This is a genomic window from Streptomyces sp. NPDC048018 (genome assembly GCF_043202995.1).
Lineage (GTDB): Bacteria > Actinomycetota > Actinomycetes > Streptomycetales > Streptomycetaceae > Streptomyces.
In genome coordinates this window covers 188,864-214,224 of record NZ_JBIDBK010000001.1, presented here as the reverse complement: position 1 = coordinate 214,224, position 25,361 = coordinate 188,864, and the positions used below count along the sequence as shown (strand labels likewise).

At 72.5% G+C, this 25,361-nt stretch carries 26 protein-coding genes and 1 pseudogene; 11 read left to right on the top strand and 16 right to left on the bottom strand.

Annotated features, from left to right (window positions below; translation table 11 throughout):
• Nucleotides 1-2: 2 nt before the first annotated feature.
• From ACGF1Z_RS01035 to ACGF1Z_RS01020, 4 genes are all read left to right on the top strand, one after another.
• Nucleotides 3-158 (top strand): VenA family class IV lanthipeptide, encoded by a 156-nt coding sequence (locus tag ACGF1Z_RS01035; protein WP_376633781.1) that lies wholly within the window; start codon nucleotides 3-5, stop codon nucleotides 156-158.
• A gap of 414 nt (nucleotides 159-572) precedes the next feature.
• Nucleotides 573-1,679: an ATP-binding cassette domain-containing protein gene (locus ACGF1Z_RS01030; RefSeq protein WP_392998504.1), complete on the top strand. Its 1,107-nt coding sequence runs from the start codon at nucleotides 573-575 to the stop codon at nucleotides 1,677-1,679.
• 80 nt (nucleotides 1,680-1,759) lie between these two features.
• Nucleotides 1,760-2,557: an ABC transporter permease gene (locus tag ACGF1Z_RS01025; RefSeq protein ID WP_393000253.1), complete on the top strand. Its 798-nt coding sequence runs from the start codon at nucleotides 1,760-1,762 to the stop codon at nucleotides 2,555-2,557.
• Nucleotides 2,558-3,426: 869 nt separating this feature from the next.
• Nucleotides 3,427-4,533 carry a hypothetical protein gene (locus ACGF1Z_RS01020; protein ID WP_392998502.1) on the top strand — a complete coding sequence of 369 codons (1,107 nt, stop codon included), beginning with the start codon at nucleotides 3,427-3,429 and terminating at the stop codon, nucleotides 4,531-4,533.
• A 23-nt stretch (nucleotides 4,534-4,556) separates the two neighbouring features.
• Here the strand turns inward: ACGF1Z_RS01020 and ACGF1Z_RS01015 are convergent, their stop codons facing one another.
• The 8 genes from ACGF1Z_RS01015 to ACGF1Z_RS00980 all read right to left on the bottom strand — a co-directional run bounded on the left by ACGF1Z_RS01015 (nucleotide 4,557) and on the right by ACGF1Z_RS00980 (nucleotide 11,483).
• Nucleotides 4,557-6,020 carry a cytochrome P450 gene (locus ACGF1Z_RS01015; protein ID WP_392998500.1) on the bottom strand — a complete coding sequence of 488 codons (1,464 nt, stop codon included), beginning with the start codon at nucleotides 6,018-6,020 and terminating at the stop codon, nucleotides 4,557-4,559.
• Nucleotides 6,017-6,637, bottom strand: coding sequence for an ATP/GTP-binding protein (locus tag ACGF1Z_RS01010; RefSeq protein ID WP_392998498.1), 621 nt, complete (start codon nucleotides 6,635-6,637; stop codon nucleotides 6,017-6,019). Before ACGF1Z_RS01010 ends, ACGF1Z_RS01015 begins: the two co-directional genes overlap by 4 nt.
• Nucleotides 6,618-6,974, bottom strand: coding sequence for a DUF742 domain-containing protein (locus ACGF1Z_RS01005; protein WP_392998496.1), 357 nt, complete (start codon nucleotides 6,972-6,974; stop codon nucleotides 6,618-6,620). Before ACGF1Z_RS01005 ends, ACGF1Z_RS01010 begins: the two co-directional genes overlap by 20 nt.
• Nucleotides 6,971-7,378, bottom strand: coding sequence for a roadblock/LC7 domain-containing protein (locus ACGF1Z_RS01000; protein ID WP_376633796.1), 408 nt, complete (start codon nucleotides 7,376-7,378; stop codon nucleotides 6,971-6,973). The genes ACGF1Z_RS01005 and ACGF1Z_RS01000 overlap by 4 nt, the downstream gene beginning before the upstream one ends.
• A 1-nt stretch (nucleotide 7,379) precedes the next feature.
• Nucleotides 7,380-8,747, bottom strand: a complete 1,368-nt coding sequence (locus tag ACGF1Z_RS00995; RefSeq protein ID WP_392998494.1) for an ATP-binding protein — start codon at nucleotides 8,745-8,747, stop codon at nucleotides 7,380-7,382.
• Between the two features lie 793 nt (nucleotides 8,748-9,540).
• Complete coding sequence (locus ACGF1Z_RS00990; RefSeq protein WP_392998492.1) at nucleotides 9,541-10,191, bottom strand: hypothetical protein; 651 nt, start codon at nucleotides 10,189-10,191, stop codon at nucleotides 9,541-9,543.
• A 336-nt stretch (nucleotides 10,192-10,527) separates the two neighbouring features.
• Nucleotides 10,528-10,965 (bottom strand): VOC family protein, encoded by a 438-nt coding sequence (locus ACGF1Z_RS00985; protein ID WP_392998490.1) that lies wholly within the window; start codon nucleotides 10,963-10,965, stop codon nucleotides 10,528-10,530.
• A gap of 35 nt (nucleotides 10,966-11,000) precedes the next feature.
• Complete coding sequence (locus ACGF1Z_RS00980) at nucleotides 11,001-11,483, bottom strand: DUF427 domain-containing protein (RefSeq protein WP_392998488.1); 483 nt, start codon at nucleotides 11,481-11,483, stop codon at nucleotides 11,001-11,003.
• A gap of 161 nt (nucleotides 11,484-11,644) precedes the next feature.
• Here ACGF1Z_RS00980 and ACGF1Z_RS00975 point away from each other — a divergent pair, with 161 nt between their 5' ends.
• Complete coding sequence (locus tag ACGF1Z_RS00975; protein WP_392998486.1) at nucleotides 11,645-12,085, top strand: SRPBCC family protein; 441 nt, start codon at nucleotides 11,645-11,647, stop codon at nucleotides 12,083-12,085.
• Nucleotides 12,086-12,220: 135 nt separating this feature from the next.
• Here the strand turns inward: ACGF1Z_RS00975 and ACGF1Z_RS00970 are convergent, their stop codons facing one another.
• Nucleotides 12,221-13,369, bottom strand: a complete 1,149-nt coding sequence (locus ACGF1Z_RS00970; RefSeq protein ID WP_392998484.1) for a S1 family peptidase — start codon at nucleotides 13,367-13,369, stop codon at nucleotides 12,221-12,223.
• 468 nt (nucleotides 13,370-13,837) lie between these two features.
• Between ACGF1Z_RS00970 and ACGF1Z_RS00965 the strand changes: the two genes are divergently transcribed.
• Complete coding sequence (locus ACGF1Z_RS00965; protein ID WP_392998482.1) at nucleotides 13,838-14,674, top strand: endonuclease I family protein; 837 nt, start codon at nucleotides 13,838-13,840, stop codon at nucleotides 14,672-14,674.
• Nucleotides 14,675-14,743: 69 nt separating this feature from the next.
• Here the strand turns inward: ACGF1Z_RS00965 and ACGF1Z_RS00960 are convergent, their stop codons facing one another.
• The 5 genes and pseudogenes from ACGF1Z_RS00960 to ACGF1Z_RS00940 form a co-directional block, all read right to left on the bottom strand.
• Complete coding sequence (locus ACGF1Z_RS00960; protein ID WP_392998480.1) at nucleotides 14,744-15,133, bottom strand: hypothetical protein; 390 nt, start codon at nucleotides 15,131-15,133, stop codon at nucleotides 14,744-14,746.
• Between the two features lie 319 nt (nucleotides 15,134-15,452).
• Nucleotides 15,453-15,602, bottom strand: coding sequence for a hypothetical protein (locus ACGF1Z_RS00955; RefSeq protein WP_392998478.1), 150 nt, complete (start codon nucleotides 15,600-15,602; stop codon nucleotides 15,453-15,455).
• Between the two features lie 244 nt (nucleotides 15,603-15,846).
• Nucleotides 15,847-17,121 (bottom strand): ricin-type beta-trefoil lectin domain protein, encoded by a 1,275-nt coding sequence (locus tag ACGF1Z_RS00950; protein ID WP_392998476.1) that lies wholly within the window; start codon nucleotides 17,119-17,121, stop codon nucleotides 15,847-15,849.
• Between the two features lie 377 nt (nucleotides 17,122-17,498).
• Nucleotides 17,499-18,149, bottom strand: coding sequence for a DUF4360 domain-containing protein (locus tag ACGF1Z_RS00945; protein ID WP_392998474.1), 651 nt, complete (start codon nucleotides 18,147-18,149; stop codon nucleotides 17,499-17,501).
• Between the two features lie 482 nt (nucleotides 18,150-18,631).
• Nucleotides 18,632-19,250: pseudogene (locus ACGF1Z_RS00940) on the bottom strand (dihydrofolate reductase family protein).
• Between the two features lie 355 nt (nucleotides 19,251-19,605).
• Here ACGF1Z_RS00940 and ACGF1Z_RS00935 point away from each other — a divergent pair.
• The 3 genes from ACGF1Z_RS00935 (at nucleotide 19,606) to ACGF1Z_RS00925 (ending at nucleotide 22,466) form a co-directional block, all read left to right on the top strand.
• Entirely contained in the window at nucleotides 19,606-20,538 is a 933-nt protein-coding gene (locus tag ACGF1Z_RS00935) for a hypothetical protein (RefSeq protein WP_392998472.1), read from the top strand.
• Between the two features lie 526 nt (nucleotides 20,539-21,064).
• Nucleotides 21,065-21,349, top strand: coding sequence for a hypothetical protein (locus tag ACGF1Z_RS00930; protein ID WP_392998470.1), 285 nt, complete (start codon nucleotides 21,065-21,067; stop codon nucleotides 21,347-21,349).
• 130 nt (nucleotides 21,350-21,479) lie between these two features.
• Nucleotides 21,480-22,466, top strand: a complete 987-nt coding sequence (locus ACGF1Z_RS00925) for an aldo/keto reductase (protein WP_392998468.1) — start codon at nucleotides 21,480-21,482, stop codon at nucleotides 22,464-22,466.
• A gap of 148 nt (nucleotides 22,467-22,614) precedes the next feature.
• Here the strand turns inward: ACGF1Z_RS00925 and ACGF1Z_RS00920 are convergent, their stop codons facing one another.
• Complete coding sequence (locus ACGF1Z_RS00920) at nucleotides 22,615-23,088, bottom strand: hypothetical protein (protein WP_392998466.1); 474 nt, start codon at nucleotides 23,086-23,088, stop codon at nucleotides 22,615-22,617.
• Nucleotides 23,089-23,481: 393 nt separating this feature from the next.
• Between ACGF1Z_RS00920 and ACGF1Z_RS00915 the strand changes: the two genes are divergently transcribed.
• Nucleotides 23,482-23,958, top strand: a complete 477-nt coding sequence (locus ACGF1Z_RS00915) for an SRPBCC family protein (protein ID WP_392998464.1) — start codon at nucleotides 23,482-23,484, stop codon at nucleotides 23,956-23,958.
• A gap of 81 nt (nucleotides 23,959-24,039) precedes the next feature.
• On the opposite strand, the gene ACGF1Z_RS00910 is transcribed toward ACGF1Z_RS00915, so the two are convergent.
• Nucleotides 24,040-24,618, bottom strand: a complete 579-nt coding sequence (locus tag ACGF1Z_RS00910; RefSeq protein ID WP_392998462.1) for a TetR/AcrR family transcriptional regulator — start codon at nucleotides 24,616-24,618, stop codon at nucleotides 24,040-24,042.
• Nucleotides 24,619-24,709: 91 nt separating this feature from the next.
• Between ACGF1Z_RS00910 and ACGF1Z_RS00905 the strand changes: the two genes are divergently transcribed.
• Nucleotides 24,710-25,156: an anthrone oxygenase family protein gene (locus ACGF1Z_RS00905; protein WP_392998460.1), complete on the top strand. Its 447-nt coding sequence runs from the start codon at nucleotides 24,710-24,712 to the stop codon at nucleotides 25,154-25,156.
• The last annotated feature ends 205 nt before the right edge of the window (nucleotides 25,157-25,361 follow it).

Genomic DNA, 25,361 nt, shown 5'->3' with positions numbered 1-25,361 from the left:
CCATGGAGAACCGCGACCTCGAACTGCTGGCTCACCTGCACGCCCTTCCGGAGACCGACCCGGTCGGCGCCGACGGAGCGGCGTTCGCCGCGACCTGCGAGTGCGTCGGCCTGCTGACGCTGCTCAACACCGTCTGTATCGGCGTCAGCTGCGCCTGACCGGACGGCAAGCCCCTTCGCCGGTGCTCGGCGGACGCATGACGACCGGTTCGTCGACGGTACGCCGCGCACCGGCTTCCCCCCGGAGGACGGGACACTTCGGTGCCCCCTCCTCGACACCCGGCGGGGCGAGACGAAGGGGCTCCTCCTCCGGCCGGTGACCGCCCTCCCGGCGGCCACCGGCCGGAACGGAGGCCCCCGCCCCGGCCCGGATGCCCGAAGCCCTCCGCCGGCCCGCCGCCCACCCGGCCCCGGATGCCCGAAGCCCTCCGCCGGCCCGCCGGCCACGGCGGAGGCCCGCCGCCGCACAGCACCACTGCCCCACGGCCGCCTCGGTGCCCCGAGCCACGCCGTTCGCCCCGCGCCGGCGCACGCCGTGCCCGCGGACGACCACCCGCAGACGAGGAACCGCCCATGCAGCCACCCGCCGGTGACGACGCCCCCGCTCAGGCCGCCCTCCTGACAGCGGCCACCACGAGCCCGGACGCCACGCGGTCCGCCACCGAGCCGGCGTACGCCATCAGCACCCGCGGTCTCGTCAAGAGCTTCCCCGGCCCGGACGGCACCCTCACCCACGCCGTCCGGGGCCTGGACCTCGACGTGCTCCAGGGCGAGACCTTCGCCTTCCTCGGCCCCAACGGCGCCGGGAAGTCCACCACCATCGCCCTCCTGTGCGCCCTCGCCCGGCCCACCGCCGGACAGGCCACGGTCGCGGGCGCCGACGTGCTCAGCCGACCGGACCAGGTACGCCGACGGGTCGGGATGCTCTTCCAGCACAGCGCGGTGGACCCGGACCTGACGGCCGAACAGAACCTGCACATCCACGCCCGCCTCTACGGCATGAGCCGCCGCGACGCCCGCCGGCGCGCCGGTGAGACGCTCGAGGCGGTCGGGCTGACCGACCGGCGCCGCTCCCCGGTCCGCACCCTGTCCGGCGGCATGCGGCGCCGCCTGGAGCTCGCCCGCGGCCTGCTGCACGCACCGCGGGTCCTGTTCCTCGACGAGCCGACCACCGGACTCGACCCCCACGCCCGCGCCCAGGTCTGGGAGCATCTGCGCGCGCTGCGCGACCGGCAGGGCACCACGCTCTTCGTCACCACCCACTATCTGGAGGAGGCGGAGAACTGCGATCGCCTCGCCATCATCGACGCCGGCCGTCTGGTGGCCCAGGGCACCCCCTTCGCCCTGAAGGCCGCCATCGGTGACGACCGGGTGGTCCTGCGCACCGGGGACGACCCGGCCGCGCAGCACGTCGTACGCCGCACCGCCCCGCCGGGCACCGTCACGGCGCTGGACAGCGAGGGGATCAGCCTGCGCGTGCCCGACGGCAGCTCCTGGATCCCCCGCCTGTGCGCGGCCCTGCAAGCCCACGGCATCCCCGTGCGCGCGGCCTCCGCGACCCCGCCGACGCTGGACGACGTCTTCTTCCACCACACCGGCCGCAGCATCCACACCGCACGTACCGACCAGGTGCCCGCGGAAGCGAACGGAATGACGGCGGCGACCGAGGGGGGCCTGTGACGACACCGGCCCCCCGGCCCTGGGCGGCCCCCGGCACCCCGGGCGTTTCCGACGCCCCGGATCCGACGCCGCCCGCCCGCCTGCGCCGTGAGCTGCGCGCGATCCACGCACTGGTCCACCGCGATCTGCTGCGCCTGTCGTCCCAGCCCGCCCACACCGCACTGATGCTGATCCAGCCCGTGCTCTACCTCTTCGTCCTCGGAGGCGGCCTGGCCGCCCTGATCCCCACCTCCGCGCTGGGCGTCGGCTACCAGACCTATCTGTTCCCCGGCATGCTGATGATGACGGTCCAGACGCCCGCCATCATGGTCGGCATCCGCCTCATCACCGACCGGCAGAGCGGCTACCTGCGGGAACTGCTGATGGCCCCGGTGCGCCGCACCACCCTGCTCCTGGGCAGCTGTGCCGGCGGCACCGCGGTCGCCGCGGTCCAGGGCGCCGTACTTCTCGCCCTCGCCGGAGCGGTCGGCCTGCCGTACGACCCGCTTCTGCTGGCGCTGCTGCTCGCCGGCATGATCCTGGCCTCGTTCGCCATCACGGCGTTGTCGCTCGCCCTGGCCGTGAGCCTCGGCCGCGCCGAGCTGTTCCACATGCTGCTCGGCCTGGTGATGATGCCGCTGCTGTTCCTCTCGGGCGGCTTCTTCCCGCTCGAAGGCCTGCCGGGCTGGGCCCGTGCACTGGCGGCGGGCAATCCGCTCGCCTACGGCGTGGACCTGCTGCGCCGTTCCATCGCGCTCCGGGTCCCCGAACAGGCGCCCGTGGCGGGCATCGAGTGGTTCGGCCGGCAGCCCGCGCTGCCCCTCGAAGCCGCGGTCCTCCTGGTGACCGGGGTCGCTGCCCTGCTCTGGGCCGCGCACCGCTTCAGCCGCCCCGAATGACCCCAGCCCCCGGGCTCGGTCCGAGGGCGGCGCCCCCGGACCGGCCTCCGCCGGGCGAGGCGGCCCCGTGGCTGCGTCGTCCTGGCGGCAGCCAGGGGCGGTACGCCCCAGCATCAGGCGTGGGCCGTGCGGCCGGGGTCGGCCGGGAGGTGCACTTCGTGGCCGAGAGGGCGGTCTGGGCCGAGGGTCACCCCCCGGGGGCTGCGCGGGCGCACAGCTGGTTCATGCCTCCGCACGGGTCGCCCCGCAGCAGGCGGGCGGAGTGCCGCGGCTCCAGGCCGCAGGTCGTCGGGGCGGATGACGACGTCGCCCCCAGGGATCTGCGCCCCCAGGGGGTGCCGTCCGCGTTTCCGCCCTCTCCGCGGTCCGGCATGACCGGACCGGATTTCCGGGCGGCGACCGAGGGCGCTCCGTACGGCTTCGTTTCGACCGCGTAGCGACCTGACGGCCGGTCGCGGGCGACGGACCCGGCCACCGGCATCCCTCCAGGCGTGGTCCGGGGGCAGCGGGCCGGTGCGCCGAGCGGTCCGTGAAGGCGGCTCCGTCTGCCGCGCGGACACGCCACAGCCGGGGGCTCCCCGGCCCCGAGGTGGTACGCCGGACTCCGCCGAGCCGACCGTTCACGCGCCGGGCCGACCGTTCACGCGCCGGGAGTATGCGGTCTGGCGCCCGGTCGGGTGTCACTTCCCGCCGAAGCCGGGGTTGCCGAACGCGCCACGGGGGCAGGTTTGGAGCGGCGCCCTGGGGGGCATTTCCGGCCGTCCGTGGCGTGGCGCGGGTAAGGCTGCCCTGGCGTCGAACCGGCAGTCGACTCGGAGGGGACGGAGGAGCCGCGGCCCGCCCTGTACTTCGAGGGAGATGGAGTGACCATGACCACGCATGCCGTCGAGCTCCCAGAACTGTGGATGCCTCATCCTCTGCGGGTGAATCCGCACTTGCCGGGACTGCGCGCGGAGAGCGAGATCTGGGCGCGCGAAATGGGCATGGTGAACGGCGACGAAGAACGCCCGTCGGGCCAGGCGATATGGACCCGGCGACAGTTTCAGGCCATGACGGTCGACCAACTCACCGCCTGGACCCTTCCCGACGCGTCGCCGGCCGATCTCCGGCTCAATCACCGCTTCAACATCTGGGCCCTGGCATGGGACGACTACTTCGCGTCGGCCTTCAAACGGACCGGCGACCTCCGCGGTGCGCTCGCATTCACCGCCCGGCTCCACGCCTTTCTGCATCCGGAGGCGGGCACACCTCTGCCGGAACCGGTGAACGCCGTCGAACGCGGCATCGCCGACCTCCAGCAGCAGTTGTTTCCTCCGCGACTGGCGCACTGGCGCCAGGAGTTCAACCGGGCGGTGGCGAGGTACATCGACGCCGGCGTCGAGGAATTGGCCAACAGCCGTTCCGGTCGTGTTCCCCATCTCATCGACTACGCGCCCTTCCGGCGCGAGAGCTTCGCCGCTCACACCGCCCCCTATTCCGTCGAACTCTCGACCGGCGCACGTATACCCGAGCGAATCCGGAACGGTCGGACGATGCGTGGATTACTGGCCGCGTTCATGGACGTCATGGGGCTGGCGAACGACATCGCCTCCTACGAACGCGAGGTGAACGAGGAACGCGACGTCAACAACCTCGTCGTGGTGATCGCGACGTCGCTGGGCATCCCCCTCCGGGAGGCCGTCCCCGCCGCCGTCCACCTGGTGAACACCCGCATGCGTGACTTCGAGCAGCTCCGACGGGACGAGTCCGTGCTGCTGGACGGGCGCTCCCGGTTGCAGCACGAGGAGAGGGCCGAGCTGGAGGCGTGGCTCGACGGCGCCTGCAGCTTTCTGTCGGGCCTCTACGCCTGGTACACAGGGGCCCCGCGGTACGTCTCCGCGGACCCGCCGCCCGAACGGGGCCACCGAGGGGACACCGAAACCTTCTCACCGGTGTCCCCATCGGCCGTGGGGCTGGGCGCCGACGCCCAGCCTTGAGGGAGCCGGGGGAACCGGGGGAACTACCGCCCGAGCAGGCGCCGTAGCAGGCGCGCCCACCACGAGGGCCCGACGCCGGGCCGCCGGTGGGACTCGGGCGCGGTTCCCGGCACGGGCGCGTCCACCGGCGCCGGCGGCGTGGAGAAGGCCGGACCGCTCCGCGGCGGCGGCGCCGGGAGGGGAACCGGCACCTGCTGGTTCCGCGGGGGACGCGCGGCGAACGTCACGGGCAGGGCCGTGAGATGACGGGCCCAGGTGGACGAGCGCCAGGTGAGTTCCCCCTCGGGGACGCCCAGGGCGATGTCGGGCAGCCGGGTCAGCAGGATGTCGATGCCCGTGTCGGCGATGATGCGGCCGATGTCCTGGCCGGGGCACTCGTGGCTGCCGGCGCTGAAGGACAGGTGGGCGCGGTTGTGGTGGACCGGCGTCGAGGGGTCCGGCCGGATGGCCTTGTCGACGTTGCCCGCGGCCAGGCCCAGGAGGAGCATGTCCCCCTCCCTGATGAACTGCCCGCCGAGGGTCGTGTCCCCCTTGGCGTAGCGGGACGGGCACACCATCAGCGGGGGCTCGTCCCACAGGACCTGCTCGACGGCCTCGGGCAGGGTCATCTGGCCACCGGCGAGCGACCCGCGGAACCGGGGGTCGGTGACCACCATCCGCAGGACGTTGGACATGAGGTTGGCGGTGGTCTCGTACCCGGCGAGCAGGACGAGCCGCAGGTGCTGCACGACCTCCTCGTCCGTGAGCCCGGCGGGGTGGGCGAGCAGCGCGGAGGCGATGTCCTGGCCCGGCCGCACGTGCTTCGCCCGGACGAGCTGTTCGAGGCTCTCCACCACGATCTCGTTGCTGGCGAGCGAGGTCTCGGTGGCCTTGAAGAGGTCACGCGCGGCGTGCACGAGCCGGGGGGTCCCCTCGTCGGACATGCCGAGCAGGTGCGTCAGGGTGAGCATGGGCAGGTGCTCGGTGAACGCTCCGACGAGTTCGGCCTCGCCGCTCTCGCAGAACGAGTCGATCAACTGGTGGGCGAAGCGGTTGATCTGGCGCCGCAGGCCACGGTGGTCGAACTGGTCCAGCGAGGCGGTCACCGCACTGCGCAGGCGCTGGTGCTCCTCGCCGTCCGCGCAGACGCAGTCCGGACGCCAGCCGATCATGGGCATGAGCGGGGAGGTGGCCGGGTCGATCTCCCCGCTGCTCCAGCCGTGCCAGATCCGGGGATCGCGGGAGAACTGGGTGGAACGCGTCGCCACGTCGCGGTTCTCCAGGTAGCCGAGGACGAGCCAGGCGCGTACGTCGCCGTCGAGCAGGACGGGCGCCACCGGCCCGTGGGCGGCACGCAGGTCCTCGTACAGGCCCATGGGGTCGGTCTCCGCGTCGGGGCCGAAGAGCCGGACCGCCCCGCCGGGCCCGGTGGCCGCGTGGGCCGGGCAGCCCGGCGGTGGGAGCAGGCCGGAGTTCTCCGTGATGTGGTCGGGGTGCGGCAGGGTCATACGCTCTCCTGGGCGGCGAGGGTGCACAGGTAGACCATCAGCGAGAGCAGGGTGTCGCGGCAGGACGCCCGGTCCCGTGCGTCACAGGTGACGAGGGGGACCGAGTCGCTGAGGGCCAGAGCCGTGCGCAATTCTTCTACGGAGTACTGCGGTGCCTCGGGGAAGGCGTTGACGGCCACGATGAACGGGACGCGCCGGTCCTCGAGGCGGGTGACGACCTCGAAGCAGACCTCGATCCTGCGGGTGTCGACGAGGACCACGGCCCCGAGCGCGCCTTCGAAGATCCCGTTCCACAGGAACCAGAAGCGCTCCTGCCCCGGGGTCCCGAACAGGTACAGGATCAACTCGTGGTTGATGCTGATCCGGCCGAAGTCCATGGCGACGGTGGTCGTGTTCTTGCCGGCCGCGCCGGGATTGTGGTCGATCCCGACGCCGGCCTGCGTCATCGTCTCCTCGGTGGTGAGGGGAGGGATCTCGCTGACCGTGCCGACCATGGTCGTCTTGCCGACTCCGAAGCCGCCGACGACCACGACCTTCACGCCCCGGGCTCCGAGGGGCAGCAGCACGTCGGTGTCGCGTGGCCCGCTCCGGAATCCTTCAGAGCTTGCGTAGTCCATGAATCACCGCCTCCAACAGGCCGCGGTCGGGACAGGCCGCGACGGGCACGGGTGCGATCGCCTCGACGCGCCCGTCCTCGACGAGCTGCGACAGCAGCGCCGTGACGACGCTGAACGGCAGACCGAGGTAGGCCGAGACCTCGGCCACCGACAGCGGGTACTCGCACATGGAGAGGATGGCCGCCTGCTCCGGCTGCATCGAGGGTTCCGGTTCGGACCTCGTCGCGATCAGGGTGACGAGGTCGAAGGCCTTGGCCGAGGATCCCGTGCCGCCGGTGATGACGTAGAGCGGTACGGGAGTTCCCTCGTCCCAAGGGGACTGGTTCTCCGAGGTCACATCGCCTGCCGGACGTCTTCACGAGGCGGGCTGGTCATGTGGCGGCCGATCCGGACCACCAGGGTGCGCATCCGGTCGCCGAGCAGTCCGGCGTCCACCTCCTGGTCGGCCAGCACCGCGAGGTACGCGCCGGGGCCGGCCGCCATCAGGGAGAAGTAGCCGCCGTCGGCCTCGATCCCGACCATGCGCGTCGATCCGTCCCCGTGCGGGAACATCTGCGCGATGGCCCTGGCCAGACTCTGGATCCCGGAGCAAGCGGCGGCGATCGCGTCGGCCGTGTCGGGCGCCGTGTTGGCCTGGCCGATGCAGAGGCCGTCCGAGGACAGGACGACGACGTGCCGCACGTGCGGCACGCCGCCCACGAGCTCGTTGAGCATCCAGTCGATGTTGGGCAGTGGCTGCATGTTAGTCGACCTCATCAGACGGCTGGCTGTACGGAGTGGAGGGTTCGGCGCCCGACGTCCTGTCACCGTTGAACGCCTCCCACATCAGTCCCGGCTGGTGGGCCGAGCCGGAGGCGCTCCGGGACAGGGGGGTTGCGGACGGGGTGGGGCCCGTGCGGACGACCGGCGGCGGGACGGGCGACTCCCGGCGCCGGCGGGGGAGTCCGTTGACGGTCTTCGGGACCTCGCCGGAGCGCACCGGGGGTTCGCTCACGGCCACCGGGGCCGGCCGCGGGCGGACGGGTCCGCCGATGCCCCTCCGGGCGGGCTCGGGGGGTCTCACCGCGAGTTGCTCCACCGTGGTGATCAGGCGCCGGGGCACGAGGACGACGGCCCGCACGCCTCCGTACGCGGACGTCCGCAGGTCCACTTCGCATCCGTGCTCGCGGGCCAGCCTGCTCACGACCGGCAGACCGAGCTGCGTCACCTCGCCCAGGCCCGCCAGGAAGCGGCCCGAGGACGCGTCCGCCATGACCCGCGCGATGCGCTGGCGGACCTCCTCCGTGAGTCCGACCCCGCGGTCCTCGATCTCGATCGCGATGCCGGAGGGCACCTCGATCGCGCTCACCTCCACCGGGGTGTGCGGCGGCGAGAACGTCGTCGCGTTGTCGAGCAGTTCGGCGAGCAGATGGATCAGCGGCTCGGCCCCCGGACCGATCACCGCCGCCTCGGTGACGGACTGCAGCTTCACCCGGGGGTAGTCCACGATGCGCGACATGGCGCCCCGCAGGACGTCGTAGAGCGGAATGGGCTTCGACCACTGCCGTCCGGGCCGGGCGTCGCCCAGGACCGCGATGCTGGCCGCGAGGCGTCCGATGAGCGCGTTGCGGTGGTCGATGTCCTGCAGGCCGCGGGAGAGCACGAGGTCCGTGCCGTGGATGATCTGCATGGTCCGGAGGTCCTTGGCGAGCTGGTGCACGATCGCCTGGACCCGTCGTGCGACGGCCACGAGCGCCCGCTGGGAGGAGTCCCGCGTGCTCTCCTCGGCCTCCACGGCTTCCAGGAGCGTGCGCAGAGCACCTCGGAGGGCTTCGGCGAACTCGTCGTCGAGGTGCACTCCGAAGGAGACGGACTGCAGGATCTCCGACGCGGGGTCACCCTTCTGCAGACGGGCGACGGCGGCGGGAAGGAGCGACTCGGCCAGCCACACGGTGGTCGTGCGCTGGTCGGCCAGGCGCCCGAGCAGCGCCGCCTCGCGCTCTGCGTGGGCCTCGCGAGCCCGGGCCGCCGCCCTGGTGTGCCGGGCCGCTTCCGCCGAGCGCGACAGGCGTACGGTCACCGCCGAGCCGACGGCCGCGAGGGACACCGCGACGGCGGCCCAGCCTGCCATCGGTGTGCGTATCTGCGCCGGCGAGACGAGCAACCCCATGGCGAAGGCACAGGCCACGACTCCCGGCGGGATGAGCCACACCGGAGCCGTCGCACGAGGCCGGGCTCTGGAGGTTGAACCTGCACGAACCATAAAGGTTGTCCCTAAACAGTCTGGAATGAACGGACTGAACTGGTGCGACGCGCCAAAGGAACATCATTTCGATCGAATGCGTCAACGCTCTCGAAGGCGACCCGCGAGGAGACCGTCTTCGTGAGCGCTCGCCGTGCGGCGCGGCGCAACACATGTGGGGAGCATAGTCAGTTGGGGTTTCGCGTGTGACCTCGACGAAAGGAAGGTTCCCTTCAATCGATTCACGCTCGCGTAGTGACAGATTTGTGTTCTGAAAAGGGCATCAACTGATCGGATGTGATCTGGTGGCCCGGGTTTCGGCCGGACGGCCGGGCGAGTCACGGCCGAGGCCGGAGAGGTTCCCCTGCCGCGCCCGCGCCCCCGGCGTGACCGGGCGCACCGCCACGGAGCTGGGGCCGGGCGACCGTGGCGCGGGTTTCCCGCCCCACGCCTCGCGGCCGGCGACGCCTGCCCATGGCCGAAGGGCCGGGCGTGAAGCCGTCTCTGTCGACAAATCCGTTCGAGGCGTCGTCCGGACGGGGTGGATGCACCCGTGCAGGAGCGGCACGGGAAGCCGGGGGATTTCTCCGGCGCCGGCAACCTCGCGGGCATTCCGCCGGTGCGGCAAGGGAATTCACTCGAAAGAGAAAGAACAAACGCTTGCGGAAACCGGCGGAATTCCCTAAGGGGCCGGCCAGAGGTCAGCCGGGGGGCGGTCCCAGTGGACGAGCTCGGCCGTCATCCGGAGCCGGTCGGCGTGCGCTTCCAGGAGACTCCTCGACCGCGAGCCGCGGGTCCGCGCCGCGGCCTCGCGCAGCCGGGGAAGAAGTCCGCCCATGACCGCCGAGGCCTCGGGGTCCGGCCGGTCCGCCGCCAGATAGGCGTCGACCTGGGCGCTCACGGCCCGGTCCAGTTCCGTCAGCCCCTCACGGCGCAGTTCCGCGGCCGGAGGCACGGGCAGGCAGGACCACCGCAGCACCATGGCCCGGTGGGCGTGGTGCAGATCGCGGCCCGACCAGCGCGGAGCCCGCATCCAGGCCCGGTCCTCCGCCGAGGGAGTGCGGCGGTGCGTCTCGTGCTTCTCCCTGGTCCGGCGTCGCGAGAACTCCGCCCACTCGGCCTTCCGCGCGTTCCGGCTGCGCTCCAGCACGTCCACGGCCCGCACCATGGCCCGTGGGTCCCGGCGCGTGTCCCCGAACCGGGCCAGGTAGGCGTGCGTCCAGGTGAAACCGAACGGGCGGTACAGGACGACGGCGCTGCCCAGGGCCGCACCACGAAGGGCCGGGCTCAGGCCTTCGTCACGGACGCGGCGGGCGTGTACGGCGAAGCTCACCGTCCCATTGTGCCTTCGGCGCCTGTCCCCTCGGGGCCGGCGGCAGCGGAGGCCGCCGGCTCTCGGCCGGTCGCGGCTCTCGGCCGCGACCCATGGGCCACGAGGAAGAGCGGTCCACCGCAGGCGGTGACCAGGATCCAGCCCGGACGGGACGCGTGGGCGAGCCCCGCCGGGCCGACGCCCGTGACCGGACCACCGGCGACGGCGATCCCGAGGGCGGCGCCGAACTGCCGTGCGGTAGAGGCGATCACCCCCCTGCCACGCCGGCCCCGTGCGGGGCAGCCCGTCGACGGCGGTGTTGGTGATCGGGGCCCCGGCGAGGTGACGCGCGGCGTCTCACCCCGGCCGGTACGTCCCCACGCTCCACTCGTGGCCCTCCGGGTCGAGTACCCGGGCGCGGCGGGCGCCCCAGTGCGTGTCCTCGGGCTCGATCACGGGGACCCCGCCGGCCGAGACCGCGCGGAAGTACCACTGGTCGACCGCGGACGGCGTCGGCAGGCACAGGTAGAGGCCGCTGCCCGTGCTGACGCCGTAGAGGGCCGGCCTGCTGTACGCGTCGTGCGCGCGGCCGACCATCAGGACGACGTCCCCGAACCGCACCTCGGCATGGGTGAGCGCGCCGTCCTCCGTGTCCTCGCGCCGTACGGTCCGGAACCCGGCCGCCGAGAGCCAGGCCAGACCGGCGTCGGTGTCCCGGTAGCTGAGATACGCGTGCAGGTCGGCGACCTGGCCGCCGACGGCCCCTCCGTCCTCGACTGCTCGGACCGTGCTCATCATTGCCTCCTCGTGCCGCCGGTGGGCCGTCCGGCTCACCAGCCCCAGGTACCGGGCCCGCCCTTGAACGGTCCCTCGATCCCGCTCGTGATCCACCCTCCGTAGAAGTCGCCCTCCTGGGCCGTCACCACCTCGTCGTCGACCGTGCAGCGCACCAGGGACGGGTAGAAGGCCAGCCGGCCCCGCAGGGCCGCGTACGCCTCGCGGGGCTCCTCGTAGCTCCACGCCGCCCGGGGGATCACGAGGTCGCCGACGACGACGTGCCAGTACGAGGCGGCCCCCTTCCACTCGCAGTGGGACCGGCCCGCTCCGGGGCGCAGGAACTCCGTGCGCACGTCCTCGACGGGCAGGTAGAAGGCCGGGGGGTGGCTGGTCTCCAGGACCCGCAGGCCGGCGCGGGTGTCCGCCACCACCTGGGCTCCCACCGCGACCGTCAGCCGGCGGGTGTCGCGCTCCACGCGCGGGGGCCGCGGGTAGTCCCAGACGGACTCCCTCGCTGCGGCCGTCACGTCGTTCATCGTGCGTCCTTCCCGTGGGTGCGCCGTCCTTCTCCCCTTCTTCCGCGGCGGCCCGGCCGGCGGATGCGGTCGCGTGCATCCGATGAGGTCCGTCCGCGGGAAGGAGGGGTGTCCGAGGCTCGTCCGGAGCCCCGCGGGGCAGGAAGCTGGAGGTCGCTGCGGTGATCATCGTGGAGCGGACCGTCGTCGTCGCCGCACCCCTCGACGGCCTGGTGGCCTATCTGGAGGACTTCGCCCACGCGGAGGAATGGGACCCGGGGACGGTGAAGTGCGTCCGCATCGGCGACGGGCCCGTCGGGGTGGGGGCGCGCTGGCGGAACACCTCCCGGTTCCGTGGGCGCGAGACCGAACTCGTCTACCGGTTGGTGACCCGAACCGGCGACCGGCTGGTCTTCGAGGGAGAGAACAAGACCGCCGCCACCACCGACGACATGGTGTTCGTGGCCATGTCGGACGCGGTCACCCGCCTCACCTACCGGGCCACCCTGCGCTTCAAGGGGCTGGCGCGCCTCGCCTCGCCGTTCCTGCGCGCGGAGTTCGACCGGCTCGCGGACGAGACCGCGGCGCGCCTTCCGATCGCCGTCGCCGCGCGCTTCCCGTAGCCGGTGGCCGGCCCGGGGCGCGCCGGTCACGCGAAGGACGGGCTCCCCGCCCGGCCCGTGGGGACCTGACGGGGAGCACGCACGGCGGGTCCCTCCGGGCCCTCTGCCCGGAAGGACCCGGTCGCAGGGCCCGCCTCAGGCGGTGTGCAGCCGCAGACCGTACCGGCCGAGGATCTCGTTGACCGGCTGGAACCACGTCTCGCCGCCGGAGGAGCAGTTGCCCCACCCGCCGGAGGTGACGCCCTGCGCCTGGTCGCCGCTGAGGAACGAACCGCCGGAGTCACCGCCCTCGGCGCAGACGCTGGTCTTGGTCATCTGGTACACCGCGCCCTGGCTGTAGTTGACCGTCTCGTTCTTGGCCAGGACGGTGCCGCAGTGCCAGTGCGTGGTCGAGCCCGAACGGCAGATCGACGCGCCCACCGGAGCCTCGGCCGAGCCGCGCACCAGCTGGTCGGGGATGGTGCCCCAGCCGAGGACCACGGGCACGGTCCACCAGCCGCTGTGGATCGAGACGTACGCGTAGTCGTCGCCGGGGAACGTCGAGCCCTGGAAGGTGCCCATCGCGGAGCCGTCCCAGCCGCGCACCGCCGCACCGGCCTGGGCGCAGTGACCGGCCGTCACGAAGCCGCCGTACACGGAGAAGCCGATCGAGCAGCGCACGTTGCCGGTGTAGTACGGGTCGCCGCCGACCGTGCCGGCCGCGTACGTACGGGGCGCCTGGGCCGTCTCGGCGACGGTGACGGGACCGCCGGCCCGGGCCCGGTCGACGAAGGACCGCACGGCAGGGGTCTCCCGCTCGGCGCGTACGACGTCGACCACGACGCTGTTGCTCCTGGGGTCGACGTGCCAGCCGGCCACTCCGGCGGGTGCGCGAAGGCTGTCCAGGCGGGCCTTGGTGCGGTCCAGCGCGGCGGCGCTGTGCCGGACGAGCCGGGTGTCGGCGCCCAGCGCCCGCACCTCCGCCTCTTCGGCGCGGTCGGTCACGGCGACGACGAGCCGGCCGGAAGCGGCATCGAACCACGAACCTCCGTAGGCGGCACCCGTGCGCTTCCGGGCGGCCTTCTCGACCTCGACGGCCGCCTTCTCGGCGCGCAGCCGCTCCTCGGCCTGCGCCGCGGTGAGCCCGAGGTCCTGCCGCATGGCGTCGAGCAGTCCGGCCGACGCGGACGGACGGGCGGGCTCCGGAAGCGGCGCGGCGCTCGCCACGCCGGCCTGGGTGGCGCCCAGACCGACCGTCAGAAGCAAGGCGGCGACGGCTGCGCGCAGGGGAGTGGTGCGTTTCACGGGACCTCCTGGTGTGGGGGGAGCCAAACGCTGAGAGCGCTCTCAATGAGCGCGGACGCCACGCTAGCGGCTCTGGGCTTGTCAGGTCCATACCAGGTTTCGGCCGTCGCGCAGCTTACGTCCGGACGGCTGTCCCGTCCGGACGGCGCACCCCGGCAGGGTCGCCCCCCCCGGCAGGGCCGCCCCCGGTAGTGAGCCCGTGGCCGCTCCCCGGGCCCCCTGGCCGCGTCCGCCGGTGGTCCGGCGGCGAAACGGCGACTCCGCCCGTCCGGTTCCCGGGGTGTGACGGGCGGTCACCCCTTCACGGTGTCGCCACGGGATGGGTGCGGCGCGTCCATGTCTGCATGCGCGGGACATGACAAGCTCGATGACCCTGAAGCATGACACCCCCGTCGATGCAGGTCCGCCGGGCGTCGCACGACGCCGCTCGCGCGTGCCTGCCGAGAAGGAGAGGACACCCCCCACACCATGTCCGCTCACCGCAGGATCCGCCGCAGGCGGCGGTCCGTCCTGGCCCTGGCCGCCGTCGCCGCCCTCGCCGTACCCGGAGCCGCGTTCGCCGCCGGCGGCCCGCCGTCGTCCGGTCCGGCCGACCCGCCGGGCCGCGCCGCCACACCGCTGGACGACGCCTACTGGGACGGGGCGCTCGGCAAGTCCGGTGCCGAACTCAGGTCCGCCGTGCACACGATCATCAGCAATCAGACGACCCTGACGTACGACGAGGTCTGGGACGCCCTGAAGACCACGGACGAGGACCCGGACAATCCGGCGAACGTCGTCCTGCTCTATTCGGGCCGCTCGCAGGCCAAGGGGTCCAACGGCGGCGGTGCCGACGACTGGAACCGGGAGCACGTCTGGGCCAAGTCCCACGGCGACTTCGGCACGGCGAACGGCCCGGGAACCGACCTCCACCACCTGCGGCCCGAGGACGTGTCCGTCAACGCGGCCCGCGGCAACCTCGATTTCGACGAGGGCGGCGACCCGGTCGACGAGGCCCCGGGCAGCTCGGCCGACGCGGACTCGTTCGAGCCCCGTGACGCGGTCAAGGGCGACGTCGCCCGCATGATCCTGTACATGGGGGTCCGGTACGACGGAGGCGACGGCCATCCCGACCTCGAACCGAACGACCGGGTCGGCAACGGCTCCGCGCCGTCCCTGGGCCGTCTGTCGGTGCTGAAGCGGTGGCACGAGCAGGACCCGCCGGACGCGTTCGAGAAGGCGCGCAACGACAAGATCTACGGCATCCAGAAGAACCGGAACCCGTTCGTGGACCATCCGGAATGGGTGAAGGAGATCTGGCCGTAGCCATCCCCCGCCCCGCCCCGCGCCTCGGTCCGTGCCCCACGGGCCGGGGCGCCCGGCGTTCCGGCGCGGTCAGTACCGGGGCCGGCCGCCCGGCGCCCGCCCGAGGAGGGCCTCGGAGACGAGACGCACGCCCCGGGAGAGGCGTCCCAGCTGTTCGAGTTCCATCGCGTACATCCGGATGCTGTTCTCTATGAGCGTCTCGGACACGCCGATCGCCGGAAGCTCGACGCGGCTGGTCTGCAGGGCCGCGCGCACCGCGCGCATCTCGTGCTGCAGCTGGAGCTGCACGTGGCGGACGAGGAGCGCGGGATGGCGCGTGAGCGTCACGTAGCTGCCGTAGCGCGCCGGGAGGAGGTCCCTCAGCCACCGTTTGGCGCTGCGTTCCCAGTCGTGCGTGCCGGGAGCCTTGACCTGGAGGGGCCAGTCGGGACTGCGCGTGAGGGCGGCGGTCTGGGGCATGCTCGTCACTTCCGAGGGGTGGAGAAGCTCTGATCGAGGTCGGGACGCGGCGGCCTCGGTGAAGGGGTGACCGAGGCCGCCGCGGCGTCCAGCCGATTCGAGAACCGTGCCCATCACCCGGGTGCGCCGAGGAGGAGTGGCGCACTGGGTGGCTGTTCGGCGAGGACGTGGGGTTGCCCTCATGGTGTCTGAGGCCGGAACGCCGCCGTCAGTAAACATATATACCGTCGAGTAAGCAAGGGTATGAAAAATTGCATACAGGCATCGCCTCTGAATAACTCTCTTCAGGAACGGGGTCCCGGCGTCCCGCCGGAACGGGCTAGAAGAAGAATCCGTGCTGGTCAGCGGCCCGCTTGTACGGTTCGAGGCGTGCACGGGTCCGCTCGGGACGCGCGTCGGCCACGGCCTGGATCGGGGCCGCGGAGATCATGCCGGGGGCCGTGTACGAGGCGTCACGGGTGCCCAACATGGCTCACGTTCCGTGGCCGGATGATCGACGTTCCGGTGATCGGGACGAGCCGGGACGCGGGCGGGCGGGGCCGGGACGAGAGCGCGGGCGATGTCGGGGCCGGAGGCCGCGGGCGAGCTCGCCGGAGGTCCGGACACGCCTCTCGCGGTGGTCACTTCGGTGACCACCGCGAGAGGCGTCGGGCGACTGGAGCAGGTGGTGCGGGCGAAGCGGGTGGAGCGCACCGCAGGGGGGCCGGGTCCGGTCAGCCGACCGTCCACTTCTGGTTCGCGCCACCGCTGCAGGTCCACAGCTGGAGCCGCGTGCCGTTGGCCGAGCTGTTGCCCGTCGCGTCCAGGCACTTGTTCGCCTGGATGTTCACGATGTCCCGGGCTCCGCTGACGGCCCAGCGCTGGGCGCCCGTACCGTTGCAGTCCCACAGCTGCACGAGCGTGCCGTCCGCCGTGCCGCCGGAGGCGGCGTCGAGGCACTTGCCGAGGGCGCGGATCGTGCCGTCGGAACCGACCGTCCACTGCTGGGCCGCGGTTCCGTTGCAGTCGTAGAGCTGGATGGGCGTGCCGTTGGCCGGGTTCGCCGCGGCCACGTCCACGCACTTCCCGCCGATGCCCGTGATGCGGCCGCCGGTGCCGGGGGCGTCCCCGGTGGTGACGCGGACGTGGTCCACGACGAGTTGCTGCGGGAAGGCGGTCGAGCCGTCCGGGTCGCCGGGCCAGTAGCCGCCGACGGCCAGGTTGAGGATGAGGAAGAACGGCTTGTTGAACACCCAGGTGCGGCCGCCCAGATCGGCGGGCGTACGGGTCTGGTAGACCGTCCCGTCCACGGACCAGGTGATCCTTTCGGGCGCCCAGTCGACGGCGAAGGTGTGGAACGCGTCGGCGAACGCCTGGCCTCCCGGCAGCGTGTAGCCCGCGCCGATGCCACCGGAGCCCGAGTAACCGGGGCCGTGCAGGGTGCCGTGGACCGTGGAGGGCTCGAATCCCACGTTCTCCATGACGTCGATCTCGCCGGAGTTGGGCCATCCGACCTGACCGATGTCGTTGCCGAGCATCCAGAACGCGGGCCACATGCCCTGGCCGCGCGGCACCTTCATGCGGGCCTCGACCCGACCGTACTGTGCGGTGAACTTGCCGGAGGTGTTCAGCCGCGCCGAGGTGTACTCGCAACGCCCGTACCAGCACTGGTAGTTGCCGGGATTCTCGCGCCGCGCCGTGATGACCAGATGGCCCTGGCCGTCCAGGGCGGCGTTGGCCGCCCCGGCGGTGTAGTACTGCCGCTCGTGGTTGTTGACGTTGTCGCCCGTCTCGATCTGCCAGCGGCCGCTGTTGACGGCGGAGCCTGCGGGTCCGTCGAAGTCCTCGTTGAAGGTGACCGTGGCGGCCTGGGCCGCGGGGGCGACGCGGGTGTCGGGGGCGTCGGCGGTACCGGGTGACGTGACGGCGATACCGAGCAGCAGGGCGGCGCCGGCGAGGGCGGCGAGGCCCTTGCCGAGGCGGCGGCGGGGTGGGCGGGAGGAGTGCATGCTCTCACTTCCGTCGGGGTGTGGGGGGAGGGGTGTGCTTTTCCGAGGCCAGGGCATTCAAGGCATGCCCATGACATGTCGAGCGTCGTCGGAAAAGCCCGGCTCATTCCTTGCCCCCATGATTTAAGAAGTAAGTTAAGGGCCCGTCAAGGGTGGGGACACGCGGGAAGAGGGCCCTGTCGCGACCTGAACTCTCCTTGGGGGAGGCAACGTTGTGGATCGTGCCCGCGGATGCGGGAGCCGCCGACGGTGAGCGGGCGGGAGGCGATCTGACCCTCGGGCGCGAGCCCGGGAGCCGGCGCCCGTGCCCGGGCGGGATCCCCCCGCCCGGGCGGCACCCCCGGCCGGCCGCACCGAGGCAGGCCGAGGGTCCGGACTCACCGTCCGGGGCACTCCTTCCATGCGAGGTGGTAGATCGTGCTGATGTCGCCGTCGGTGGAGTCCATGGTCATGTAGCTGGTCTGGGCCGGGTTCGACGTGCCGGCGTTGACGCGGAGCTCGGTGTTGATGTTGAAGTTCCGTTGCACTCCGCACGGGGCCCAGACGAGCTGTGCCCAGTCGGTGTCGTCGGTGGCCTGCCAGTTGTCTTCGTAGGGTCCGCGGAAGGCGTGGGTGCGCGAGGCGGTGCTCGGGGAGCCCTGGAAGTAGTACGAGGCCTTCTCCGTGCTGCTCGCGCCGGGCCTCAGCGAGGCGTACCCGCGGTAGTCGGCGCTGGCCACGGCGTAGGTGAAGCCCTGGGGGACGTGCACCACGAGGCTGAGCTGACAGTTCTTCCGGGCGGCCGTGGGGGCGGAGTCTCCGCCCACCTGTGCCAGGTACTCGCTGTAGGTGACGGTGAAGGCGGTGTTGTCCTCGGACACGGCGATGGCGGCGGTGCCCAGGGGACAGCCGGAGCCGTTCACGGTGGCGATGTCGATGACGATCCGGTCCGGGGGCGGGTCGACGATCGACGACGGGCCCGCGTGTGCGGGCAGGGCCGAGGCGAACAGTGCGGCGCTCGCTGCGCCGGCCAGCAGGGGGACTCTCATGTTCGTTCTCCCATCCAGAGCTTGGGTGCCAGGCGGGGCGCGGGCGCACGGCGGCGCCTGGTGGCGGGGGAGCGGTTCGGGCGCCACGGGTGCGGATGCCTGTCACGGGACGTGGTGCGGCGGATCTCGGTACGGACGGAGCGCGGTACGGACGGATCGCGAAACGGGCCGTGCGGCACCGTCGTGCCGAAGGGTCCTGCAGAAGGGTGGTGCAGCCGGCAACGGTTGAAGCATCATGCGCATGCCAAGCGTGGCGCCGACGTGTCCTCGCCGGTACCGGCGGGGGTGCTGGAATGCTAGGAGCCCGGACGCCGCGGGGCAGGGTGGTGCCAGGCCAACAATCGCCTCATGGGGCGCCCTGTTCTGGCGCGAAGCAACGGGTGGCGCCTCCGGGGCCCCACCCGCCCCGGACGCCTCGCCCGTTACGGCGAGGGGTCGGTGATCCTGGTCCGGACGGCCGGGGCCGACCCTCGCCGCGCCGTTCAGAGCACGTCGTGCGTGAGATGTGCCGCGGTCGAGGTCGCCCTCACGCTCCGCTGTGTCAGTGCGAGGGGTGTCCCCGGGTGAACAGCGGCGTCCCGGCGCCCAGCACGCCGGGGGCCAGGTACAGCATCAGTGCGTCGACCAGCCCGGCCGACAGGGCGGAGCCGATCGTGGCGCCGCCCCCCATGAGAACGACGCCGAGCTCCCTGCCCGAGGCCCTCGACGCCGCCTCGGCGCGCTCGCGCGCCACGGTGACGGCGTCCGTCAGACCGGTGGTGACGAAGGTCCGGTCCAGAGGTCGGTCAGACGCACCGCCTGCGGCGGCGCACTCGTCACGACCACGAACGCGGGTCTGCCGACCTCCCGGGCCCCGTAACCGGTCGTGTCGTCCCAGCCGTCCGGCCCGTCGACGAGGTCGAAGAGACGGCGGCCGAGAACGACGGCGCCGGAGCGGGCCGTCCCCTCGGCCGGCGGCCGCCGGCCGTCGGGGCCGTCGGAGAACGCCCATGCGTGCAGGGCGTCCCCGCCGGTGCCGAGTCCGGTGGTCCCGGGTCCCGGATCGGGCCCGGTGACGAATCCGTCGAGCGAGATCGAGATGTCGGCGACGACGCGCGTCATGCGGTTACCGCCCCGCCGCGACGCCCGGGGCCTTCGCCACGGCCGTCGCCGTCCGCCGGCACGGCGGGCGACCCGCGGGCCGTCGGTGCGGGGCCGGGGTGCGGGTGCGCAGGAGAGGGGAGGGGGCCATGCCATGCCCTCACAACGACGGCCGGGCCGCGGGGACACAGCGGCCCCGGGTCCTCCGAGGGGCACGGGCAGGGCGCTCGTCATGCGGCGGGGACCCCTCGGTCATCCGGGCATCGGAGTGGTCCGTCGGCGGGTGAACGGCGTGGTCCGCGTCACGGCCGACGCCGTTTCCTAAGCTCGGCCCAGGCGCGGCAGCGGGCCGGCCGGTCGATGCGGTGGGTGAGTCATGGAACGTACGACGGCCGGTCTTCGCGTGCCGGCCACGCCGTCCCTCGGTGGGACCGCGGTACGCCGCTGGGTCCGCCGGCTGGCCACGGCGGCGGGCCTCCTGGCCCTGTACGCGCTGCCGGCCGGGGCGGCGGGCGCGACCGACGCGGGGCCCGGACGGCCGCATGCCGCAGCGTCCCTGTACGTGTCCGACTACGGCGACAACCGGGTGGTCGTCCTGCCGGCGGGTGGCGGCCGGACGACCGCGCCCTTCGAGGGCCTCGTTCGGCCGACCGGCCTGGCGTGGGACGCCGACGGGCGCCTGTACGTCTCGGACACCGGCAACAACCGGGTGGTGTCCCTGGCCCCGGACGGCGGCGGCCAGTCCACCGTCCCGACGGATGGGCTCTCGCGCCCGCTGGGGCTCGCCGTCGGCCGCGGCGGGGACCTGTTCGTCGCCGACAGCTTCAACGACAGGGTCGTGAAGATCGCCGCGTCCGGCGGGCAGACGACGGTCCCCACCACCGGCCTGCTCCATCCCTGGGGGCTCGCCCTCGACGCGGCGGGCAACCTCTACGTCTCCGACTTCGTCAACGACCGGGTGGTCAGGGTGGCCGCGGACGGGAGCGGCCAGTCGACCGTGCCCACCGCCGGTCTCTCCCAGCCCACGGGGCTCGCCCTGAACCCCGCCGGCGACCTGTACATCGCCGACAGCGGCAACAACCGTGTGGTGAGGGTGGCCGCCGACGGCGGGCGTCAGACGACGGTCGCCACCGAAGACCTCTCCGATCCGCTGGGCCTCGCGCTCGACGGCTGCGGCGGCCTCTACATCGCCGACGGCTTCCACGACCGGGTGGTGCGGGTCCGGGAGACGGGTGGCGGCCAGATCACCGTCCTGTCGACCGGCCTCCACACCCCGACCGGTCTCGCGTTCCCGCCCGCAGGGCCGTAGCCCCGGCGTGCGCGAGGGGCCGGGTGAGACGGGCAGCCGGCTCACCCCGCGGTCCCCGAGGCCGGGGACTCGTGGGATCGGCGCGTCGGTGTCGGGCGCGCTACGGCGCCCGCAGGCGGAGGGGTGGCGCCGGTGCGCCTCCGGATGCCGGGAGGAGACGTGCGCAGGGCCCGCACCCTGGTGGGTGCGGGCCCTGCGCAGGCCGCCGGTCTCGCGGTCGGGGGAGGCCACGAGGCGGGCGGTGCGAGCGGTCCCAGTCGCTCATCGCCCGCCTGCCCTCGATTCGACCGCCTACACCACCTGATTTCTTTCTCCCTGTCTGATCCGCATGCTCTATTTGTTGCATTGATGCAGCTATCGCCTCGCTTGCGTGAGCCGCGGCCTCAGGCAGCAGCCGGGCCCGTCGTCGCCCCTTCCACCCCTGCGCCTATCCGGGTCACTTCCGGCGGCCCCCCGAGCGAGCGGCGCCCGGGGAGGGTACGTCGCACGGGAACGAGGTGACCCCGGATCCACGAGGAGAACAACTGTGTACGCAGTCATTCGGCGATACGAAGGGGTGACCGACGCGGCCGAGGCCGGACGTCTGGTGGACGAGGGGTTCGTTCCCCTCCTCCGCCAGGTCCCCGGCTTCGTCGCGTACTACTGGGTCGACGCCGGGGACGGAGTGATGCTCTCCACCAGCGTCTTCGAGGACCGGGCCGGTGCCGAGGAATCGGTCGAGCGGGCGGCGGACTTCGTACGGGACAACCTCGCGCAGCTGCTCCCGAACCGCCCTCAGGTCACGGCCGGAAAGGTCGTCGCCGCGGGGTAGCGGCGGCGGAGCCGCGCTGCATCCCCAGCCCTCCGCCCCCGGCGGTCGGCCCTCCCGGAGCGCACTTGACTTGGAGTGCGCTCCAACCCCTAGCGTCCTGGGCATGATCGCGAGCTCAGGAGGCAGCAGCATGAACGGACTTCCCACCCGACACCTCGGCGACCTGACGGTTTCCGCACAGGGCCTGGGGTGCATGGGCATGAGCCACGGCTACGGCGCCTCGGACGACGCCCGGTCCATCGCGACCCTGCGCCACGCGCTCGACCTCGGGGTCACCCTCCTGGACACCGCCGACTTCTACGGCGCCGGCCACAACGAGGAGCTGATCGGCCGGGCCGTGGCCGGGCGCCGCGACGAGGTGGTCCTGGCCACGAAGTTCGGCTTCGCCAACCGTCTGGGCGAGCCCACCCGGGTGCGCGGCGACGCCGCCTACGTACGGGAGGCATGCGAGGCCTCGCTGCGCCGGCTGGGCGTCGACCACATCGACCTCTACTACCAGCACCGGGTCGACCCGCACGTGCCGATCGAGGAGACCGTGGGCGCGATGGCGGAGCTCGTGCAGGCCGGGAAGGTCCGCCACCTCGGGCTCTCCGAGGCGGGCGCGCGCACCGTCCGACGGGCGCACGCCGTCCATCCGATCGCCGCGCTGCAGAGCGAGTGGTCCCTGTGGACCCGCGACCTCGAAGCGGACATCGCGCCGGTCTGCCGGGAACTCGGCATCGGCCTGGTCCCGTTCTCCCCGCTCGGGCGCGGCTTCCTGACCGGACAGTACAGCTCCGTCGAAGGGCTGGCCGAGACCGATGTGCGGCGCAGCCAGCCGCGTTTCGCCGACGGCAACCTCGAACGAAACCTGGCGATCGTCGCGAAGCTGAACGAGCTCGCCGAGGCGAAGGGGATCACCACCGGCCAGCTCGCCCTGGCGTGGGTGCAGCATCGCGGCGACGACGTGGTGCCGATCCCCGGCACCCGCCGCCGGCGCTACCTGGAGGAGAACCTCGCGGCCCTGACCGTCGAGCTGTCGGCCGAGGACCTGGCCGCCATCGAGGCGGCCGCCCCGCCCGAGCTGGTCGCGGGCACCCGCTACGACGAGACCAGCCTGACCTTCGTCGACAACTGAACCGACCACGGCCGCCTTCGCCCTCCCGCGCCGAGCGCGAGCCGGAACCCTCGCCCCGAGCCGGCTGTCCGCAGGCGGGCGGCCTTGCTGCCGCTCTTCTCCTGGACGGTGTGCCGGATACGGGTCGTCGCAGGGACGTGCCTGATCCCTACTCCGTGTCGAACGCGGCGTAGCCGACCGGGACCCTGCTCACCTGAAGGTCGGAGAAGACCAAGGTCACGTTGTGTGCGTTGGTCTGGATGCGCACTTCGTGAAAGTCGATCCCGAGGGCCTCTGACCATCGGCGGGTCGCCTCGGACTCGGGAAGGAGTCCGGCTCCGGGGTACAGGGCGTGCCACTTCACACCCCAGACGTATCCGTCGAGGTCGGCACCGGTTTCGTGGTCGATGAGCCGGTCGTCCAGCGAAACCCGCCAGGTTTCCGCCGGCACCGATGTCTCGCACCTGGCCTCGACGCAGTACCGGAAGAGGTACCGCAGGTGGGTCGGTGCGATGCCGGTACGGGGATCAGCCGTCAGGTAGACGATCACCTCGTAGTCACGCATGTAATTGGTGTATCCGTGGTGCACGACGGCGTGATCGAAGGTCTCGTCCAGCATCTGCTCGAGTACGGCGGTGTCCATTGCGCCCTTCTACCTCCGGAGAGCGATGGCCGCTGCTCGGGTGACGTCACGCGTCCATGGTTCCCCTCACGATGCGTCCTGGGCGAGCGGATTTCAGCGAAGGCGCCGTTCAGCGGTCTCTTCCTGCCGGGCCCCTGCGGAGTCCCTGCAGGGCTTCGCGGACCTCTTCGACGATTACGGGCACGGTGCAGGTCGGGCTTCGGCGTAAGGGGGGTGGGTGCGGGGGAGCGGTTCGCGGGGTCCGTCGGCAGCGCGGGGAGTCGTCAAGTCACCCCTGTCGTGGACGTCGCGGCCGACACACGGTCCGCTGTGCGTGCCGGGAGGGTGCGTTGCGGATAGCGTCGGCCGAGGCTACGGAGGCCCTTCCCGACGTGACGAAAGAAGGCGGCCGCAGTGTCCCGCAATCGCCGCTTGATCCTGAGCCCGCCGTCCCTGGTGTGGAGCCTGCTCGCCAACGGCCGTCGCTATGGCGAGTGGGTCTCGGGGACGCAGCAGGTCATCGCCGTCGACCCGCAGTGGCCCGAGGTCGGCGCCCGGCTCCGGGTCCGGGTGGGCGCCGGTCCGCTCACCCTCGACGACACCTGCGTCGTCCGCATCTGCGAGCCCGGGCGCCGTCTGGAGCTGGAGGCGAAGGCCGATCCCTTCGGGGCCGCCCGCATCGCCATGAACCTGATCCCCTGGGGCGGGCACACGCTCTTCCTGCTGGAATGGCATCCTCTGCGGGGCCCGGGCACCCGCATGCACGGACTTCCCGTCGACTACCTCGTCTCCATCCGCAACGGCATGATGCTCACCAAGCTCGCCCGGATCGCCGTTCGCGAGCAGCATGCCGGCTCGGGTGACGTCCTGTCAGGTGCCGCCGGACGGTGATGCGCCGGCGTCCCGGGGACCTGCGGTACGGGGCGACGGGACGGTGGCAGGCCGGCGGCGGGCGGGCTCGGAGTGGTGGGCTCAGACCACGGCGAGACGGTCCACCAGCAGCTCCACCCTGCGCTCGGCGTCCTCCGGCGGGAGTCGTCGCGCCCGGGTCAGGGTGGCCAGTCCGTGCAGAGCGGCCCAGAACATCTCGGTGAACAGGCCCGTGTGGACGCCGTCACCCGCGACCTCGGCGAGGTTCTCCAGCAGGGCGGCGAACGCGTTCTTCAGCGGCTCAGGAGTGTCGTCCTGGGCGAACGGCAGGCCGCCGTCGAGCTGGAACATGGCGTCGTAGACCGCCGGGTTGTGCTCGGCGAAGTCGAGATAGGCGCGGGCCAGGGCGGTGACCCGGGCGCGAGGGCCGTCCGCGGCGGAGGCCGCGGCCCGGACCGCCACGGCCAGCTCGGCGGCACCCTCCAGCGCGACGGCGCCGATGATCTCCCGCTTGCCGCGGAAGTGGCTGTAGAGGACGGGCTGGCTGTACTCGATGCGCTCGGCGAGGCGGCGGGTGGTGACCGCGTCCCAGCCCTGCCGCTCGGCGAGTTCGCGGGCCGTGGCCACGATGAGGCGCTCGCGTTCCGCCCGTTCACGCTGCTTGCGTTCCTGTACCGACATGCAGAAATTCTAGCACCGCTAGACAATCGAGCATGAGCAGGTCTAGCGTTGCCTCATCGACTAGCAATGCTAGATACCTGGAGGGGTCGCCATGCTCAACGCGCTCGAGGTGTTCACCACCGTGGTCGTCGGCCTGATGGTGGGAGTGGAGTTCGCCGTCGCCTTCGTCATGAACCGGATCTTCGACGCCCTCCCCGGGGACGCCGACCAACTCGCCCGCTCCCACGGGGGCCGGATGCTCGGCGCCCTGATGCCCGTCTGGTACATCGGCTCGCTCGTCCTGAGCGCCGTATGGGCGGCCGCCGCGTGGAGCGACCCCGGCACCGGTCTCGTGGTCATCGCCGCCGCACTGCTGGTCGTCAGCGTGATCATGTCGATCCTGCTGCTCGTCCCGATCAACAACCGCGGCAAGACCTGGACCCCGGAGAACCGGCCCGACGACTGGAAGGAGCAGATGAACCGCTGGGACCGCTATCACTACGCTCGCGTCGCCGTCATCGTCGCCGCCTTCACCCTGCTGGTCGCGGCCCTCGTCTGAGCCGCCGGACCGACGCGGGGCCATGGCGCACCACCCCACTCGCGGCCCGGACCGATCCGTTCTCCGGACGGAAGGTCCTCGTGCCCCGCTCCGTCGCCCGCCCCCGCCCCGCCGCCCCTGCCCACCCCCGCGGCGGGGCACGCTCATGAAGGTCCGGCCCGCCCTCCGGCACCGGGCGCGTCCGCGGCGCCGCGCCCGGCGCCCG